The sequence below is a fragment of the Bacillus sp. NTK034 genome (genome assembly GCF_017303275.1).
Taxonomy (GTDB): domain Bacteria; phylum Bacillota; class Bacilli; order Bacillales; family Cytobacillaceae; genus Cytobacillus.
Genome location: NZ_JAFKOJ010000005.1, coordinates 323,767 through 339,001 on the forward strand (window position 1 = coordinate 323,767; position 15,235 = coordinate 339,001).

Genomic DNA, 15,235 nt, shown 5'->3' on the forward strand with positions numbered 1-15,235 from the left:
GGGTAACCTACTAATTATTGCAATAAAAAAAGGTAAGAAGGAATAAACATGGACACTTATCTGCGAAGACCTCTTTCCAGAATTAATACATTTGGTATTACACATTTGAGATACCAGAACCCCTATATGGTTGCTTGGTGGTCTGCAGTTTTTCCGGGATTTGGACACTATTTGCTTAATCAGTATTTAAGGGCTACTTTATTAACCCTTTCTGAAGTAATCATAAATACTTTAGCTCATATTAATGAAGCAATGATGTATTCCTTTTGCGGAGAATTTGAGCTTGCAAAGGCAGTACTGGAACCCAAATGGGCATTCGGATATCTTTTAATATATTTAATTGCTATGGGAGATAGTTTTCGGTCAGCCTTGTTCCATAATAAGCTTTATGTTCTAACATGCATGGAGAATAAACCGATTCCCAGCATCAATATTACTGCGTCTGAAATTCAATATCTTGAAAGGAAAAGCCCTGTCATGGGGGCCGTTTACTCTTTTTTCTTTCCTGGACTGGGGCAATTATACAACCACCGGTTTGGACTTGCTTTTTATGCGATGTTTTGGTGGTGGATATATCTCATGTTGTCCAGCATGCATGAATCTATATTTAGTCTATTGCACGGGCACCTTGGCCAGTCTATTTCCATGCTGCATCCACACTGGCTGTTATTTATGCCATCCGTTATGGGCGGCTCCATCTATCATTCATACATCACAACCATTGGACACAATCACCTTTTTGAGATGGCGCAACGCCAGCTTCTTTCCATGCGTTATCAGAATGCTAAACTTAGAATTTTCCCCTAAGCAGGTGCTTGACAATGTTAATATTTGGCATATTTGAACAATCAATTGAATTAGAGCAGGCATTAGCTGAGTTAGAGGACACCTCCATTTTAAGAGAGCATATCCTTGTTGTTTTCATGGATAAAAGCCACAGGAAACAACATTACAGCCCGCTTAGGCCACATGCTTTTGAGGTAGGTATTTCATTTGCCACTGGAGCAGCAGCTATTGGAGCGAGCATGGGATTCGCTCTGACTTATGGGCCTATTATCTGGGGGCTAATTGGTGCAGTTATTGGTTTTGCCATAGGTGTTGGGTCATACTTTTTATATAAAAAACTGAAAAACCAACCCAGTCAAAAAAGAAATAATCATGAGGTTACAGTTGTTATACAGTGCCAGGAAGAACAGACTAGACTTGTTAGTGATTTATTATGGAAATACCAGGCACTTTCAGTGGGATATGCCAAAAATCCATCCTGAAAATCTGACTCAATTGAAATTAATATTTAAGACTAGATTCTCGATTTTTGCAATCGAAGAGAGTTAAGAACGACCGAAACCGAACTAAAAGCCATAACAGCCCCTGCCAGCCAGGGAGCTAAGATTCCGAATATCGCAAAAGGTATGCTGATAATATTATATAGAAATGCCCATACAAAGTTTTGTTTAATATTGGACATCGTAGCTTTACTGATCTTAATGGCTTCCGCTACCTTACTCAAATCGCCTTTTATCAAAGTAATATCCCCAGATTCAATCGCAATATCGGAACCGGTGCCAATGGCAATTCCGACATCTGCGACTGTTAGGGCAGGTGCATCATTAATCCCGTCCCCGACCATTACAACGTGTTTTCCTTCCTTCTGCAGAGTTTGAATGATTTCTGCCTTTTGCTGTGGTGTGATATTGGCCTTCACCTTGTCAATTCCGGTCTTTTGGGCAATCGTCATGGCGGTCTCCATATTGTCTCCCGTGACCATTATGACTTCCATTCCCATCCCTTTTAAAGCAGCAACCGCAGATTTTGATGAGTGCTTTACTTCATCAGCTGCAGCAATGATCCCAGCAAACACATGATTGATTGATACGATCATCACTGTCTTACCTTCTTGTTCAAGTCTTGCAATCTTTCTAGCTGCTCTAGCCGGAATGAAAAGCTTATTCTGAATAAAGTAAGTTGGATTAGAAATCAGCACCTTCTTCCCATTTACAGACCCCTTGATCCCGTACCCCGGAATCGATAGGACTTCACTTGCATTTGAAATAAGGAATACCCTCTTTTTCGATTCTTTTACAATTGCTTTTGCAACAGGGTGCGCCGAAGCACCTTCTACAGCACCTATTATTTCAAAAAACTCCCTTTCACTAAAATATTCAACATATGAGTCCGTTACCTGGGGTTCTCCTTTTGTAATCGTTCCGGTTTTATCCAATAAGATGACGCTGCTTTTCCCTAAAATTTCTAGAAATTTCCCCTCTTTAAAAAGAATGCCTGACTGTGCTGCACGTCCGCTTCCTACCATTACAGAAGTAGGAGTAGCCAGTCCGAGAGCACATGGACACGCGATAATTAATACAGCAATCATCTTCTCCAGAGCTTCGCTTAATTGCCCCGGCTGGATCATCATATACCACAGAATAAACGTAAACACTGAAATAAAAATAATGATCGGGACAAATATACCTGTTATTTTATCTGCTATGTGCTGAATGGGTGCCTTAGAAGATTGTGCTTCCTCCACAATTCGAATGATTTGTGACAGTGCAGTCTCAGATTCTTTTTTGGTAACCTTTATTTTTAATGTTCCGTTATAATTAATGGTTCCTGCATATACATGGTTCCCAATGCCTTTATCAATAGGCAAACTTTCCCCGGTCAGCAAAGACTCGTCAATCATTGAGCTTCCTTCAATAACTTGTCCATCAATTGGAACCTTTTCGCCCGATTTAACAATAACCATATCTCCTGGTGATATTCTATCGACAGGGGATTGACATTCCTTTCCGTTCAAATACAATGTGGCTGTTTTCATTTGTAATTGGTAAAGCTTCTTAATCGCCTGTGTGGTTCTTATTTTCGTTCTTGCTTCAAGTAATTTTCCCAACAAGATGAATGTAATAATAAAGGCACTTGTTTCATAGAACAATACAATCGAATGGGGACGATCTAAGGAGTGTAAGTTAGTGAAAGTTAAGTAATGGCTGTAAAAAAAGGCAGCTGATGTGCTTAGTACCACTAAAACATCCATATTGGCACTTCCGCTTTTCAATGATTTCCAAGCCCTTTCATAAAATTGGAATCCTATTATAAATTGAATGGGAATAGTAAGAGCAAATTGGAAGAGGGGATTGATGAATAGCTCTGGCACTTTAACAAAAGATACCCACTGAAAGTGGGTAAACATAGCCCATGCCAGGGGGAAAGTCAGCAATGCCGAAACAAAGAACCTCCACTTTAGAGCCTTAATTTCTCTAAGCTTCTCCATTTCTGACTGTGAGTTATTCTGCCTATCTATTTTCGCATCAAATCCAATTTTATTAATTTTATTGATAATTTCATTGATACCTATCTTATTACTGCTAAATGTGACGCGTCCCTTTTCAGTTGTTAAATTTACATGGACTTCCTCTACCCCCTCGATTTTTGAGACTGCCTTTTCTATTCTTGCTGCACAGGCGGCACAATGCATACCTCTAATTTCTAAATGGTTTGTTTCTTTCAAAACAATTTCACCACTTTCTTTTCCGTCAAATTAATATATTTTATTGAAGACAGGTGCTCTTTAGAACACTCAATAGATTTAATAAAAATAGAATTGATAGATTCATAGAAAAAGCCAAACCTCAAAAAGTGAAGTTCAGCTTTATTAATGAAAACTATTTTGCTTTTCCCCCTGTGTTTCCGTTGCCTTAGCCCCAAGCCGCGTTGTCGCCATTAAAGCAGCTTTGTGAATTCCCAGCATAATAAATCCTGCCGTTGCCTGGTCATAATTTGTATTAAAGGGAGGGGGAAGTATAGTTAAGGATATTGATTGAGAGGGTATGCAGAGATGAGATGTTATTTGGGTAAGGAAGGGGTTGTTTGCTCCATCTATGAAAGCGCTGAAAACGAATAATAAACAAGCTGGCATTAAAAGAACACCACTCAGGAATGCATACCGTTGCTTTCGTCCCTCACAAAGCCGCTGCTTTAGATCAGGCGACACAATCGGCCACCACATACTAAAAGACAATACCAGCAGTAAATATATATATCCATTGTGAACAATAGGATTTTGGGAAAAAACATTTAAAACAGCCGGTAAATGATACATCAGGAACAATACTGCAAAAACGATTAAGGAAATCTTTGGAGTAAAAAACCATTTGCTTATTTTGTTGACCATCGAAATTTTCCTATGAAACAAATGACTGGGAATTCCTAATAAAAAAAGGGGCGGGACAATAAAATATATAACGCTCATTTGAATCATGTGCAAACTGAATGAGAGGTGACTTATCACTGTTAAAGGACTGCCGATGGTTAAGTATAGCAAGCCTAAACTAAAGAAAAAGAATAGAGGCTGTTTATGATACATTTTTTTGTCCGCAAGACGAGTTGCTGCTAATACATACAAGACGGCAATACCCATTAGGCCCAATAACAATGGCGTATTCCACATAAACTGGTCTTCAAGTAAAACATTATAAAACACGTAAAGCCTCCCCTCTGTTTGAACAATAATTAAATATGTTTTTTACCTATATATAATTATGTTTGAATATGTGATTTATAACAGCATCCCCCCGAGACTTCCACAATTTAAATCAAACAAAAAAAAGAGAAGAGAAAATGATCTCCCTTCTCCTTTTATATTTTGCTGTTGCCCATCAGAATGTCTTGTTATTCTGGTCTATTTCCGCCTGGGAATTCTATCCCCAGTTCTGTCAATTGAGCCTGGGCCTCTTCTCTGGTGATCGTTCCACTCCGCTCCTTCTCCATAATTTCCTGGGCTTTTGTTCTTGTTTCCTCATCCAGATTGGAGAACATATTTTCGCCTTCCTGCGGGGGCTGACCGCCCTCTCCTCCGCCCGGTAATTCTACCCCCAGCTCAGCCAGCTGAGTCTGCGCCTCTTCTCTGGTAATGGTTCCTGCCCGTTCTTTCTCCATAATTTCCTGAGCTTTTGCTCTTGTTTCCTCATCCAGATTGGAGAACATGTCCCCGCGGTTTCCGCCATCCTGAGGGGGCTGGCCTCACATCATTATGGCGCTGGCAACCGCACTGATTATTATTGGCATTTCGTCGAATGTCCTGCTGTCACTCGGTATGGTTGGTGCGTTATCGATTGTGCGCTTTCGGACCCCTATCAAAGATCCGATGGATATCGTGTATCTTTTCTGGGCCATCGTGGTCGGCATTTTATGCGGTGCCGGCTTCATCGCTCTCGCAGTTATTGGTTCTATTCTAATCGGAATCGTCCTGTTCTTCTTTATTAATAAAATCAAGATTGAAAACCCTTATCTTCTGGTGATCCGATACAGTGAAAATTCGATTGAAAACTCTTTGGAGCACGTCATATCAGGACATGCCAAAAAGCATTCTCTCAAATCCAAATCCGTTATGCCCGGCAATGATCCTGAAGTCACCTACGAAATCCGCGTTAAAGAAAATGATATGGACTTCATCAATAACATCTCTTCCATTGAAGGAGTCAAATCGGCGATTATGTTGAGCTATGATGGGAATTTTACGGCTTAAATATTTCAGACATGTAAATATAAAAGAGACAGGCATCAGCAGAGCCTGTCTCTTTTGTTATGAGGAAATTAGAATAATAATGACAATATGAATGTCCAAATACAAACAAACACCAGCAATCCAAAGCTATACTTCAATGTCATTTTAGTCAAATCAGCTTCTTTTCCTGTCTCGCCAACAGCAGCTGTGGCAATGGCGATGGACTGAGGGGATATCAGCTTTGCCATCACGCCACCTGCTGTATTGGCAGAAAGCAATAGAGATGAGCTGGTTCCGATCACATGGCCAGCTGTCGCCTGGATGGGAGCAAATAGAGTGTTGTTGTTCACGACAGATCCTGTCATGAACACCCCAATCCAGCCTAAGAGCGGTGAAAGCAGCGGAAATATTTTTCCGGTTGTAGCAACAGCTTCTCCCAGAGTGACGGTCATGCCGCCATACGTCATGAGCTTGGAAATACCGATAATGGCACAAATCATGATAATAGGTATCCAGAACTCTGAAACAGTCTTTTGGAGAAGCTTGAAGCCTTCACCCATATTGATACATTTTGTCGTTGCGATTGTTGTCAAGCCTGCCAATAAGATCGCTGTGCCTGTTGCTCCAATTAAGCTGATGCTGACACTAAGAGAAGATCCGGGTATACCGAAGTTAATGACTGTGAACTCCAGCAGGCCCCCTTCAGCGAAAAGACCTTTAAATGCCGGAAAACTCCATATTAAAATAAATAGGGTCAATAGATAAAAAGGTGACCATGCTTTAACAATTTCACCTAAGGAATGCTGTTCAAATTGACACTCTTTCCCATTGAGCAAAAAGATATTCTTTGGTTTCCATTTTTTCAGAAATAACGCTAATACACCCATTGCTAATAAGGAAGGAATAATATCAGCAAGCTCTGGTCCCATCAATACGGTAATGATTGCTTGTGTGACGGTGTAAACCCCAGCTGTGATCAGGATAGCTGGGAATACTTCCTTGATTCCCTTAATTCCGTCAATGAGCCATATCAATAAAAAGGGAATGGTAAAGTTAATAATCGGCAGTGTCAGAGCTGTCATGATCGACACATCCATAGATGTGACACCTGGAATACCGAACGTATCGACAATGCCGACCGGTATTCCAATCGCACCAAAGGCGCCTGAGGCACCGTTTGCGATGAGACAGAGCATCGCTGCCTGTAAAGGCTTGAAGCCCAGTGACACTAACAGCACGGCACAAATGGCAATCGGTACGCCGAAGCCGGCAGCGCCTTCGAGAAAGGCATTAAAACAGAATCCGATCAGCAGAAATTGAATGCGCTGGTCCTGGGAAATCCCTGCGATGCTTCCGCGCAAAATATCGAACTTGCCGGATGCCACCGAAATTTTATATAGCCATACAGCCATGACAATAATCCAGCCAATCGGCCAAATTCCTGCCGCAGCACCTTGAATAACACTTCCCGCCGCTTCTCCGAAGGGCAATTTAAAAATAATAAGTACGATAAAAAAAGTAACAGCTAAGTTTACTAGCGCTGCATGGATACCCTTCATTTTTAATACCGTCAGGCAAAGCAGAAATAAAAGGATCGGGATGGCTGCCACAAGGGATGAAACTGCCAGGTTATGAAAAGGATTGAACGTTTCCACTAACATATGATCTGCCCCTTTGGTCTAGGATGTCAACTCGCTATAATGCTGAATTCTGAATGTCTTTTAAGGTTTGAACAGATTTGGCAAGCTTCCTTTTTTCATCCTCGGTCAGTGACAGCTCCACAATGTTCTTCACACCGTTTCTGGTAATCACAGATGGAATCCCGACATAGACATCACGATGGCCGTATTCTCCTTCTAACAGTGCGCCAACCGGCAATACTACATTTTCATTTCGCAAAATGGCTTTTGTTATTCGGACCAGCCCCATGGCAATCCCATAGTAGGTTGCACCCTTTGCGTTAATAATTTCATATGCAGCATCCCGGACCTGGACAGCGATTTCTTCTTTTCTTTCTTCTGTTAACCTCTCAGCCACTGGGGTTCCGGCAATATTTGCGAAGCTCCATACCGGAAATTGAGAGTCGCCATGTTCACCGATAATATACGCATGAACACTAACGGCTGCTGTATCAAATTCCTTGCCCAATAAATAACGGAATCTAGCAGAATCCAGGATAGTTCCAGACCCAATAACTCTTTCTTTAGGCAGGCCGGAGAATTTCCAGGTTGCATAAGATAAGATATCGACTGGATTTGCTGCCACTAAGAAAATGCCATTAAATCCTGATTCCATAATGCTCTCTATAATGGATTTGAAAATTTTAACGTTTTTATTTACGAGATCCAGGCGGGTTTCTCCGGGTTTTTGTGCCGCCCCTGCACAAATTACTACGAGAGCGGCATCCTTACAATCCTCATAAGAACCATATCTAATCGTCATAGCTGATGGGGCATAGGTAATGCCGTGGTTTAGATCCATGACATCTCCTTTTGCTTTCTCTTCATTTAAATCGACAATGATTAATTCATCACATAAGCCTTGATTTAATAACGCATACGCATAACTTGATCCAACGGCTCCATTACCTACTAGTACTATTTTGTTTCCCAATGTTATATTCATTTTGATTTCCCCCAATATCTATTTGTGAAATACTTCACATGATTTCGTAAAAAAAATTGCACTCATTCTAATTTCGTTTTTTTCTAATTGTGAATTAGTTCACATTTAATCACAAAAAATAATTGATATAATTATTTGTGAAATACTTCACAATAAAAATATATCAATATTTTTGATTTCGTGCAAGTCTTTGCTCAAACTTTTTATAAAAGCACTGTTCCCTATAAGCTGCAGCATAAACAGGGGCTGGCACTTATCATTATTTAATAATTTCTCCCGGGATTCATCCAGTTTGTCCCGATCATAGTTTCTGTATAAATGCCTTATCCTGCCCGTAATTCTCTGTTCTATTGATTTTCTGAATAAAAATCACTCATTCTTCAGCACATCAGCAAGCCTGTGCAGAGCGTCTGTCTGCTGAATATGGTAATGGCGCCCTTCCTTCTGCAGGTACCCTTTATCACAAAACTGCACAAGAACATGCAATAAGTGGCGATAAGATACCCCTAAATAGTCACAGACGGTTACATGTTTCTCTTTATAAACATCCCCATCAGCCGTTTGCAGAATGAAATCCGCCAGCCGGTTTTCAAGCGGAAAGGAAAGACTCTGTGAATACTTTTCGGCCATTTTTGTGGCTTTCACACTTAAAAACTTGGTGAGCTCGCGCAGAAAGGTCGTATCTTCAAGCAGCCTTGAGCGGTAGGGATGCAAAGGAATCGCAAAACAGATCGTCTTCGTTGAGGCTTGAATCCCCTTTGTATAGTACACTTCATGTAATAGTTCCATTTCCCCGATATAATCATGGACATTAATGATATTGATCAAGGAAACCTTTCCATTTTGATACGTAACGTAAATTTTAGCTTTTCCCTCGATGACATAATACAAGTAATCCGGCCTCATGCCTTCGCGAATAATCCACTCATCCCGCTTATATTCGCGTACTTCCATAAACTCCTCAATCGGAGAAGAAAATAAATGCGAAATGGAGTGTTTCTCCAGGTATTGCTGCCTTTTTTCCTGTTTATAAATTTCCATTCTCCACCTCAGAATATGAGATATCTCATATTATTGTACGAATCTTCCTGATATCATGCAAATATCGGAGGGATACTTAATGAATACACAGAGCTGGATGGGCAGACAGTTTTTCAGTTTCTTTATGACATGGGGCGTTTTTCTGCCCTATTGGACAGGGTGGCTGATTCATATAAAAGGAATGACCGTTTCACAGGCGAGTTTGATCATGAGTCTAGGTTTGGCTATACGGGGACTTTCTACACTCTTTGCCTTTCCCTATTTATCAGGAAAATTCAGCAGTAAAACCCTGCTTAACGGGATGGGAATCGGCACACTGATCGCCATTCTCTGCTATATCCCGGCCAATTCTTTTTCAAGCCTGCTATTGGTAACGCTGTTTTTACATTTCTTTTACCCTGCTTTGATGCCTGCATTGGATAGTGCTGCGGGCATTCTCGTACAGAGTAAGCAATTAAGAGATTACGGAAGGAGCCGCTCCTGGGGGTCGATCGGATTCGTCGTATCCGGCATGATTCTGACATTCTTCACAGGGGCACTTGGGGACGAAGCCATATTCTGGGCACTTCTGCTCGGCGTTCTGGTATTTTTAAGACTCGGTTTCATGAATACGCCTGCAGTTTTATCTGAAAAGCCAAATGCCGGCCAGGCAAAAGGGGCCATAATGAAATTATTCAGCATCAAACAATTCGGCCTGGTGCTCGTCATAGTCATTTTACTGCAGGCAGCACATGCTTCTTATTACAACTATGGCTATATTTATTTGCAGGAAATTCACGCTCCCAAATATTTAATCGGCCTGATCATTAACATTGCCGTGATTGCAGAAATTCTATTCTTTTTCATTGCCGACCGGACTTTCCGCAAATTTTCAATCGGCTCATTACTGGCATTGGCAGCATTGGGCTCAACCTCACGCTGGATACTCGTATTTGCCTTTCCGCATGTGATGATGTTTGCGGTTGCCCAGACACTGCATGCCTTTTCATTTGCCATGGCACATTACGCCTTTATGAAATATTTAATTAAATACGTTCCGCATGAACAGGTGCCAATTACACAAGGGGTATACTCTGCCCTGGCACTTAGCTGGAGCACAGCCATCTTCACGATTTTTGGCGGGTATTTATATGAAATGGAACCAAGATACGCGTTTATCGGGATGGTGGTTTGTACGATACCAGCGGCGCTGCTTGCGTTCGTTTACCGGAGATTGGAAGGGAAGAATAAAGGGACGGAAACCAGACAGCTGGTGATCTGAACTGGGGACTGGCCTTTACCGAAATAAGTGGAATTATGAATGAAAAGTGCCTGATCCCCGGATTAGGCACCTGTAATTTTCGATTGAAGGGATTCTGGCAGCAGCTGAAAGAACAGACCTTGATACTTAAGATCTAGCAGGCCCGCAATCAGCAAAATAAAAATTATGAAGAATATAATCCATGTTTTATTTTTTTTCAACAATTTGTCCACCTCCATGAATAAGAGCTCCTCAGCAGGAGCTCTTTTGATTAATACGTTAGTTTATAAACGATTTCCCCATCAATTACCCTGCCATCTGCTTCAAAGCCCAGTTTTTCATACAACCCCTTCGCCAGATTGTTTTCAGGCTCAAAGCTTAAATAGATCACCTTATGCTCCTGATCCTGCTTAATCCGCTCAATCAGCTTCTCCATGGCCGCTTTCCCGTATCCTTTTGACTGATGCTTTGCATCAATCATCAGGCGGTAAATCCAATATTCCTTATCATCGTAATCCATGCAGTACATCGTAAAGCCCACTAACACATCAAAATAATAAATCGCTAAGCAAATACATTCCGGAAAGGCTTTTGCCTGTGCAAGCGAAAACACATTTGGCGCGACAAACGACTTCTGTTCTTCTGCTACACGCAAATCTATGACATCGAGGAAATTATGCCTGTCTATTTCTCTGAATTCAATCATGTGATCCCCCTGAAAGCAATTTTCTGGTCCCTTGGTGCCTCCCCATACTTTAAAGAGTTCGAGTCAGACACCATGTTATAGATTCGCTGCTTCCACATAGAAATCCTTCCAGCCATGACTATGTTGAGGTATGCCATTCAAAGTGCCAAACAGACAATGAGACTCTTAATGGGCACCTGAATGATATGTCTAATTTTCGTATTGTGCCTTGTAATTCTATAAGATCTGGTAAATTGGCAGGTTTTATCTTACTCTTCTTATGGACAGAATAAACTTAATCTTTCTTGCAAACCTTCTAAGATTTCTTCCGGCATCTCCCTGACCTTGATATCCCCTCCGAGGAAAAGCAGCCAATTGGTCATTTCGGTCAGCTCTTCTGAATTATTGACATTAATAAATGTCTTTAGAACGGCTGTTGTTTGGTAAGGATTTGTATAAGAAATGGATACTTTTAAAGGATGGTATTTTTTGAACTGGGCAATGGCCTGTGGGCCGAGTTCTAGGACAATATTGATTACTTCCTCCTGCTTGCTTATTTTTTCTAAAATGTTTTTTCTGCTTGCTCTTTTGCTCACAGGATATGGTTCGACATTGGTGAGATTGTCCGCGGGGAAAATTTGTTTCTTTTCTTCCTTTAAGTCAAAGCCTTCAATCAGCCAGATGCTTTTTTCACGATAAAGGTGCAAGAGATAAATTGGATAAGACCTGATTCCCTTCTCTTCATTGATGGTGATCAATAAATAGCTATCCAAAAGAAGGGTTTGGATGAGTTTTTCCAGCATCGGATGAGGGAGATCCGACAGTTCAAGCAGGTCGGGATTATTGGGGTTAGTCCCTTCAAACAGCAGGATTTGATTTAATAGAACCAGGTCTTCCTGCTGGTTTTCTGAGATGAGGCCGAGCAGTTTTTCAGCCAAAGACTGACGGCTCTTTAGATAGGGTAGCTGCTGATTTCTTGTAGCCATAAAGGCAATGAACAGTGCTTTGATTTCATTATCGGTAAAGCGGACAGTGGGCAGGACAGAATTATTCATAACAAAATAACCACCATCTCTTCCAACTTCAGCGACAAGCGGCATCCCCATGGCTTCAATTTCCCGAATATCTCTAATAGCCGTTGAACGGGAGATGTTAAATTCCCGCATGATTTCAGAAATAGTAAAATGGGCGCGGTTATTGATATACCGCATCATCACATTGATCCGTTTAACTTTTTTCATCGGCTTCTCCTAAACAGTATCATTTTTTGACATGATTTAACGTTATTATAAACTTATCAAATGGGCAAATCATTTGAAATGATTAAAAAAGGATGGGTTTGAAAATGGCAAATTATACTCTGGAAGAAAAAGAAAGCTTTACCGTTTTAGGCATCGGAACTGAATTGAAGAGCGATTACACTGACTATGCCGGCATCAATAAGGAAAAGGCGGACTTTTGGCAGGCGGTTAAACAGGATGGCAGGCTCGATAAATTAAAAGCTGTAGCCACAAATGATTACATTTTTACCGTAAACGAAGCCGTAAATAACAAGATGATGCATTATGCAGGCGTCATGACAGATGAGTCGCTTCCAGAAGCATCCAGACTGATCCAATTCCCTAAAGGGGAATACATCGTTGTTAAAGGGGAAGCCGAGACATCTGAAATGTTGAGTAATATGCTTACGGGCATGGCCTTTGGTCAAGTCTTGCCGGAAGCAACGAATGTTGCCTATGTTGGCGGGCCAAATACAGCGGTTGAGATGGGCCAGCGAAACGGCTTAGTATTTGGTGAAATGTGGATTCCTGTTGTTAGGAAATAAGAAATAAAGGCGGGATGGCAATGTCCTATATGGTTGATTTTAAAAACGTGTCTGAGATTGGTTTAGAGTCTTCACCGGCAGTAGAAGCCCTTGCTGGTTTGCGCTCGAATGAAGCCCGTTACTTCATGACCAAATATAAGCATGAATTTACAGTTGTACCTGCCAGCGAAAGCCAGGAAACCCTTGAATATGTAAACAATATCTTGAAAAAAGAACGGGATATAGAGTTTGCAGCCAAACCTTTAGAAACGTCGCAATTTCAAGTCGAAAATATCAAATGGACCTATGTCTTTTATGAGGATGGCCTCAGTGTCAACGTTATGTATTCGGTTGATGATCCTAAGAAACGTGCCGTTGGCTTCAAGCTTTCTGAGGGGATGGAAGTACCAAAGGAGTTAGACGGGAAATTTAAGTTTGCCAGGCGGAAGTCTAAATTGGCGGGGGTTATTCGGGGATCGTTTTTTGTTATAAGAGGGGAGTATTAGGGTTAGAAATTATTCAACTCTAAGGACAATGAAACAATGATACAGACAATACATGTAGGCAATTACAAAACAGCACCTCTCCATTATATTAGGGGTGCTGTTACTTTTTCGTAAAGTACAGAGTGTATAACATTATTGAATAGTTAGATTTTATAATATATGCTGTTCCAGAAAATATACCGGAAAGGAGGATAAGTAATACAACCATAATGGATATATTAATATGTTTGCTTTTATTCTTATAAAGTAAAAAATGATTATTATACTGATAAAAAAGCATTCATAATTAATATATTTTCCATAATTAGTTATCCTCCCTAGTATATATTTTAATCCGGGTTTAAGTATTTTTATTTATCATATTTCTTCTTTTATTTGTAATCATTTCTAGGACCTGCATCCATTACAACCTCTACCATATTGGAAGGCCCCATTCTGAGTTTAGGTCTATACTCAGAATCCGGTAAACTGTACAGCTCCAATGGACTTATGATTACTCCATCTGGCGTATTATGGAGGATTCCGGGCACGCAGGTATAAATGCGGTCATCATTGTTGGCATTTTTGGCTGATATCGTAACGGAGGTGCCGCTATGATTATCTATACTCATGGACACTTTGTATCTGTAGAAAGAACCCGTTCCATTAGACTGGGCAGAGTAAACGACAGGCACAACTGCCAGGATATCATTATTCAGCCTCAATTTAATTACTTCTGTCTTCGTTGAACTGTAATCTCTTCTAACATCCCCCATATGTTCAACTGCTCCGTTTGCAAAACTTTTAAGTGGAGGTGTGCCGCTTGCACCAAACATTGCGACATCGATCTGCCTGCCATTCTTTGTATAAACCAGAGCATAGATATCATAATCTGTTCCAGTTTTCCAAGATACCGTGGCTGTAATCGTTGGAGTTTTTTCAATGATCACCGGCTTTTGACCTTTGTCGAGACTGATTGTGCCCTTCACCTTTTCAAGAGTGATCGTGTTTTGGAAATTTTTGTTTTCGGCAGCAACAGGAAGAGACTGAACGGTCTTATTTTCAGCAGGCTTATTTTCCTCAGTGGAATCAACTTCCACACCGTAATTTTTACATAACCCTTCAAGCCCGGATTCAAATCCGCGCCAGATTGATTTTGCCTTTATCTGACCATTCCTTACATATAATTCTAAAACCACAATCCCATTTTCCTTTGTAAAACTCGATGGAGATAACTCGATGGTCGTATGACCCGTACATATATCTGCTTTTAAATTCTTTACATTCGAGAACCCCATGTGGCTATCTTCTGTCAGAGTAATCGCTATTTTATGAATGCCTGCAGGGACTTTACTCATATCAAATTGAATAATATGTACTTTCCTATTCCCTTTATTTTCAGCCGGCAATAGAGCTGCTGCACCAGAAGGGCTCTCTGGCTGGTTATAAAAAATAATCCCGCTGTCTCCTTGTACCTTATCTGAATCTGTTAAAAGGAAAGCAGTTAAGGAAATATCGATCAAATGAGACATATCGTAGCTAACAGTGACATAACCATTTGGGGAACTTAAAACTGTATTTCCCCCCATTTGCAGCATTGAATTCAATTAAACCACTCCTGTTTCTCTATTTAAAAATTGTTGCAGATTCTTTATATTAAAATTATAATCTCACTGTAAATTATACCATTTTATTGAAACCATATAGGTGAAAACTACTGCAAATTAAAAAGCAGCCACAATATAGCAGCTGCTTCGAAAAACAGAAGATAAATCTTTATTACTTGAGGCTGTGGTTATAACCATATTTCTTTTAATACTTCATCTACAGAATTGCCAAAGATGTTTGG

The 15,235-nt window shown here is 40.6% G+C and carries 15 protein-coding genes and 1 pseudogene; 6 read left to right on the forward strand and 10 right to left on the reverse strand.

From position 1 onward, the window contains the following. Positions 1–48: 48 nt before the first annotated feature. Together JI665_RS16550 and JI665_RS16555 are read left to right on the forward strand one after the other, a co-directional pair. Positions 49–807 carry a hypothetical protein gene (locus tag JI665_RS16550; RefSeq protein WP_206840949.1) on the forward strand — a complete coding sequence of 253 codons (759 nt, stop codon included), beginning with the start codon at positions 49–51 and terminating at the stop codon, positions 805–807. 14 nt (positions 808–821) lie between these two features. After that, a complete protein-coding gene (locus tag JI665_RS16555; RefSeq protein WP_206840951.1) occupies positions 822–1,268 on the forward strand; it encodes a hypothetical protein in 447 nt (148 codons plus the stop codon). Positions 1,269–1,300: 32 nt separating this feature from the next. On the opposite strand, the gene JI665_RS16560 is transcribed toward JI665_RS16555, so the two are convergent. From JI665_RS16560 to JI665_RS16570, 3 genes are all read right to left on the reverse strand, one after another. Next, positions 1,301–3,511: a heavy metal translocating P-type ATPase gene (locus tag JI665_RS16560; RefSeq protein ID WP_206840953.1), complete on the reverse strand. Its 2,211-nt coding sequence runs from the start codon at positions 3,509–3,511 to the stop codon at positions 1,301–1,303. A gap of 144 nt (positions 3,512–3,655) precedes the next feature. After that, complete coding sequence (locus JI665_RS16565; protein WP_312886224.1) at positions 3,656–4,483, reverse strand: cytochrome c oxidase assembly protein; 828 nt, start codon at positions 4,481–4,483, stop codon at positions 3,656–3,658. A gap of 188 nt (positions 4,484–4,671) precedes the next feature. Next, the gene (locus tag JI665_RS16570) at positions 4,672–4,986 is read right to left on the reverse strand and encodes a hypothetical protein (RefSeq protein ID WP_206840955.1); all 315 of its coding nucleotides are present in this window, start codon (positions 4,984–4,986) and stop codon (positions 4,672–4,674) included. Positions 4,987–5,026: 40 nt separating this feature from the next. On the opposite strand from JI665_RS16570, the pseudogene JI665_RS16575 reads away from it, so the two are divergent. Further along, positions 5,027–5,527 (forward strand): annotated as a pseudogene (locus JI665_RS16575) (DUF4956 domain-containing protein); the annotation flags it as partial. Between the two features lie 68 nt (positions 5,528–5,595). Here the strand turns inward: JI665_RS16575 and JI665_RS16580 are convergent. The 3 genes from JI665_RS16580 to yeiL all read right to left on the reverse strand — a co-directional run bounded on the left by JI665_RS16580 (position 5,596) and on the right by yeiL (position 9,172). Continuing rightward, positions 5,596–7,167, reverse strand: coding sequence for an L-lactate permease (locus tag JI665_RS16580; RefSeq protein ID WP_206840958.1), 1,572 nt, complete (start codon positions 7,165–7,167; stop codon positions 5,596–5,598). 34 nt (positions 7,168–7,201) lie between these two features. Then, positions 7,202–8,131, reverse strand: a complete 930-nt coding sequence (locus JI665_RS16585; RefSeq protein ID WP_206840960.1) for an L-lactate dehydrogenase — start codon at positions 8,129–8,131, stop codon at positions 7,202–7,204. Positions 8,132–8,500: 369 nt separating this feature from the next. Continuing rightward, the gene (gene yeiL, locus JI665_RS16590) at positions 8,501–9,172 is read right to left on the reverse strand and encodes a transcriptional regulator YeiL (RefSeq protein ID WP_206840962.1); all 672 of its coding nucleotides are present in this window, start codon (positions 9,170–9,172) and stop codon (positions 8,501–8,503) included. Between the two features lie 79 nt (positions 9,173–9,251). On the opposite strand from yeiL, the gene JI665_RS16595 reads away from it, so the two are divergent. Continuing rightward, positions 9,252–10,433, forward strand: coding sequence for an MFS transporter (locus tag JI665_RS16595; protein ID WP_206840963.1), 1,182 nt, complete (start codon positions 9,252–9,254; stop codon positions 10,431–10,433). Between the two features lie 62 nt (positions 10,434–10,495). Here JI665_RS16595 and JI665_RS16600 read toward each other — a convergent pair whose 3' ends face one another. The 3 genes from JI665_RS16600 to JI665_RS16610 form a co-directional block, all read right to left on the reverse strand. Beyond that, positions 10,496–10,633, reverse strand: a complete 138-nt coding sequence (locus JI665_RS16600) for a hypothetical protein (protein WP_206841082.1) — start codon at positions 10,631–10,633, stop codon at positions 10,496–10,498. Positions 10,634–10,683: 50 nt separating this feature from the next. Further along, on the reverse strand, positions 10,684–11,118 hold the full coding sequence (locus JI665_RS16605) for a GNAT family N-acetyltransferase (protein WP_206840965.1): 435 nt from the start codon (positions 11,116–11,118) through the stop codon (positions 10,684–10,686). A gap of 257 nt (positions 11,119–11,375) precedes the next feature. After that, positions 11,376–12,338, reverse strand: coding sequence for a helix-turn-helix transcriptional regulator (locus JI665_RS16610; RefSeq protein ID WP_206840967.1), 963 nt, complete (start codon positions 12,336–12,338; stop codon positions 11,376–11,378). A 104-nt stretch (positions 12,339–12,442) separates the two neighbouring features. Between JI665_RS16610 and JI665_RS16615 the strand changes: the two genes are divergently transcribed. Both JI665_RS16615 and JI665_RS16620 read left to right on the forward strand, forming a co-directional pair. Next, complete coding sequence (locus JI665_RS16615; RefSeq protein WP_206840969.1) at positions 12,443–12,922, forward strand: GyrI-like domain-containing protein; 480 nt, start codon at positions 12,443–12,445, stop codon at positions 12,920–12,922. Positions 12,923–12,942: 20 nt separating this feature from the next. Then, positions 12,943–13,407, forward strand: a complete 465-nt coding sequence (locus JI665_RS16620) for a phage tail protein (protein WP_206840971.1) — start codon at positions 12,943–12,945, stop codon at positions 13,405–13,407. A gap of 371 nt (positions 13,408–13,778) precedes the next feature. Here the strand turns inward: JI665_RS16620 and JI665_RS16625 are convergent, their stop codons facing one another. Further along, positions 13,779–14,993 carry a TerD family protein gene (locus JI665_RS16625; RefSeq protein WP_206840972.1) on the reverse strand — a complete coding sequence of 405 codons (1,215 nt, stop codon included), beginning with the start codon at positions 14,991–14,993 and terminating at the stop codon, positions 13,779–13,781. Positions 14,994–15,235 lie beyond the last annotated feature (242 nt).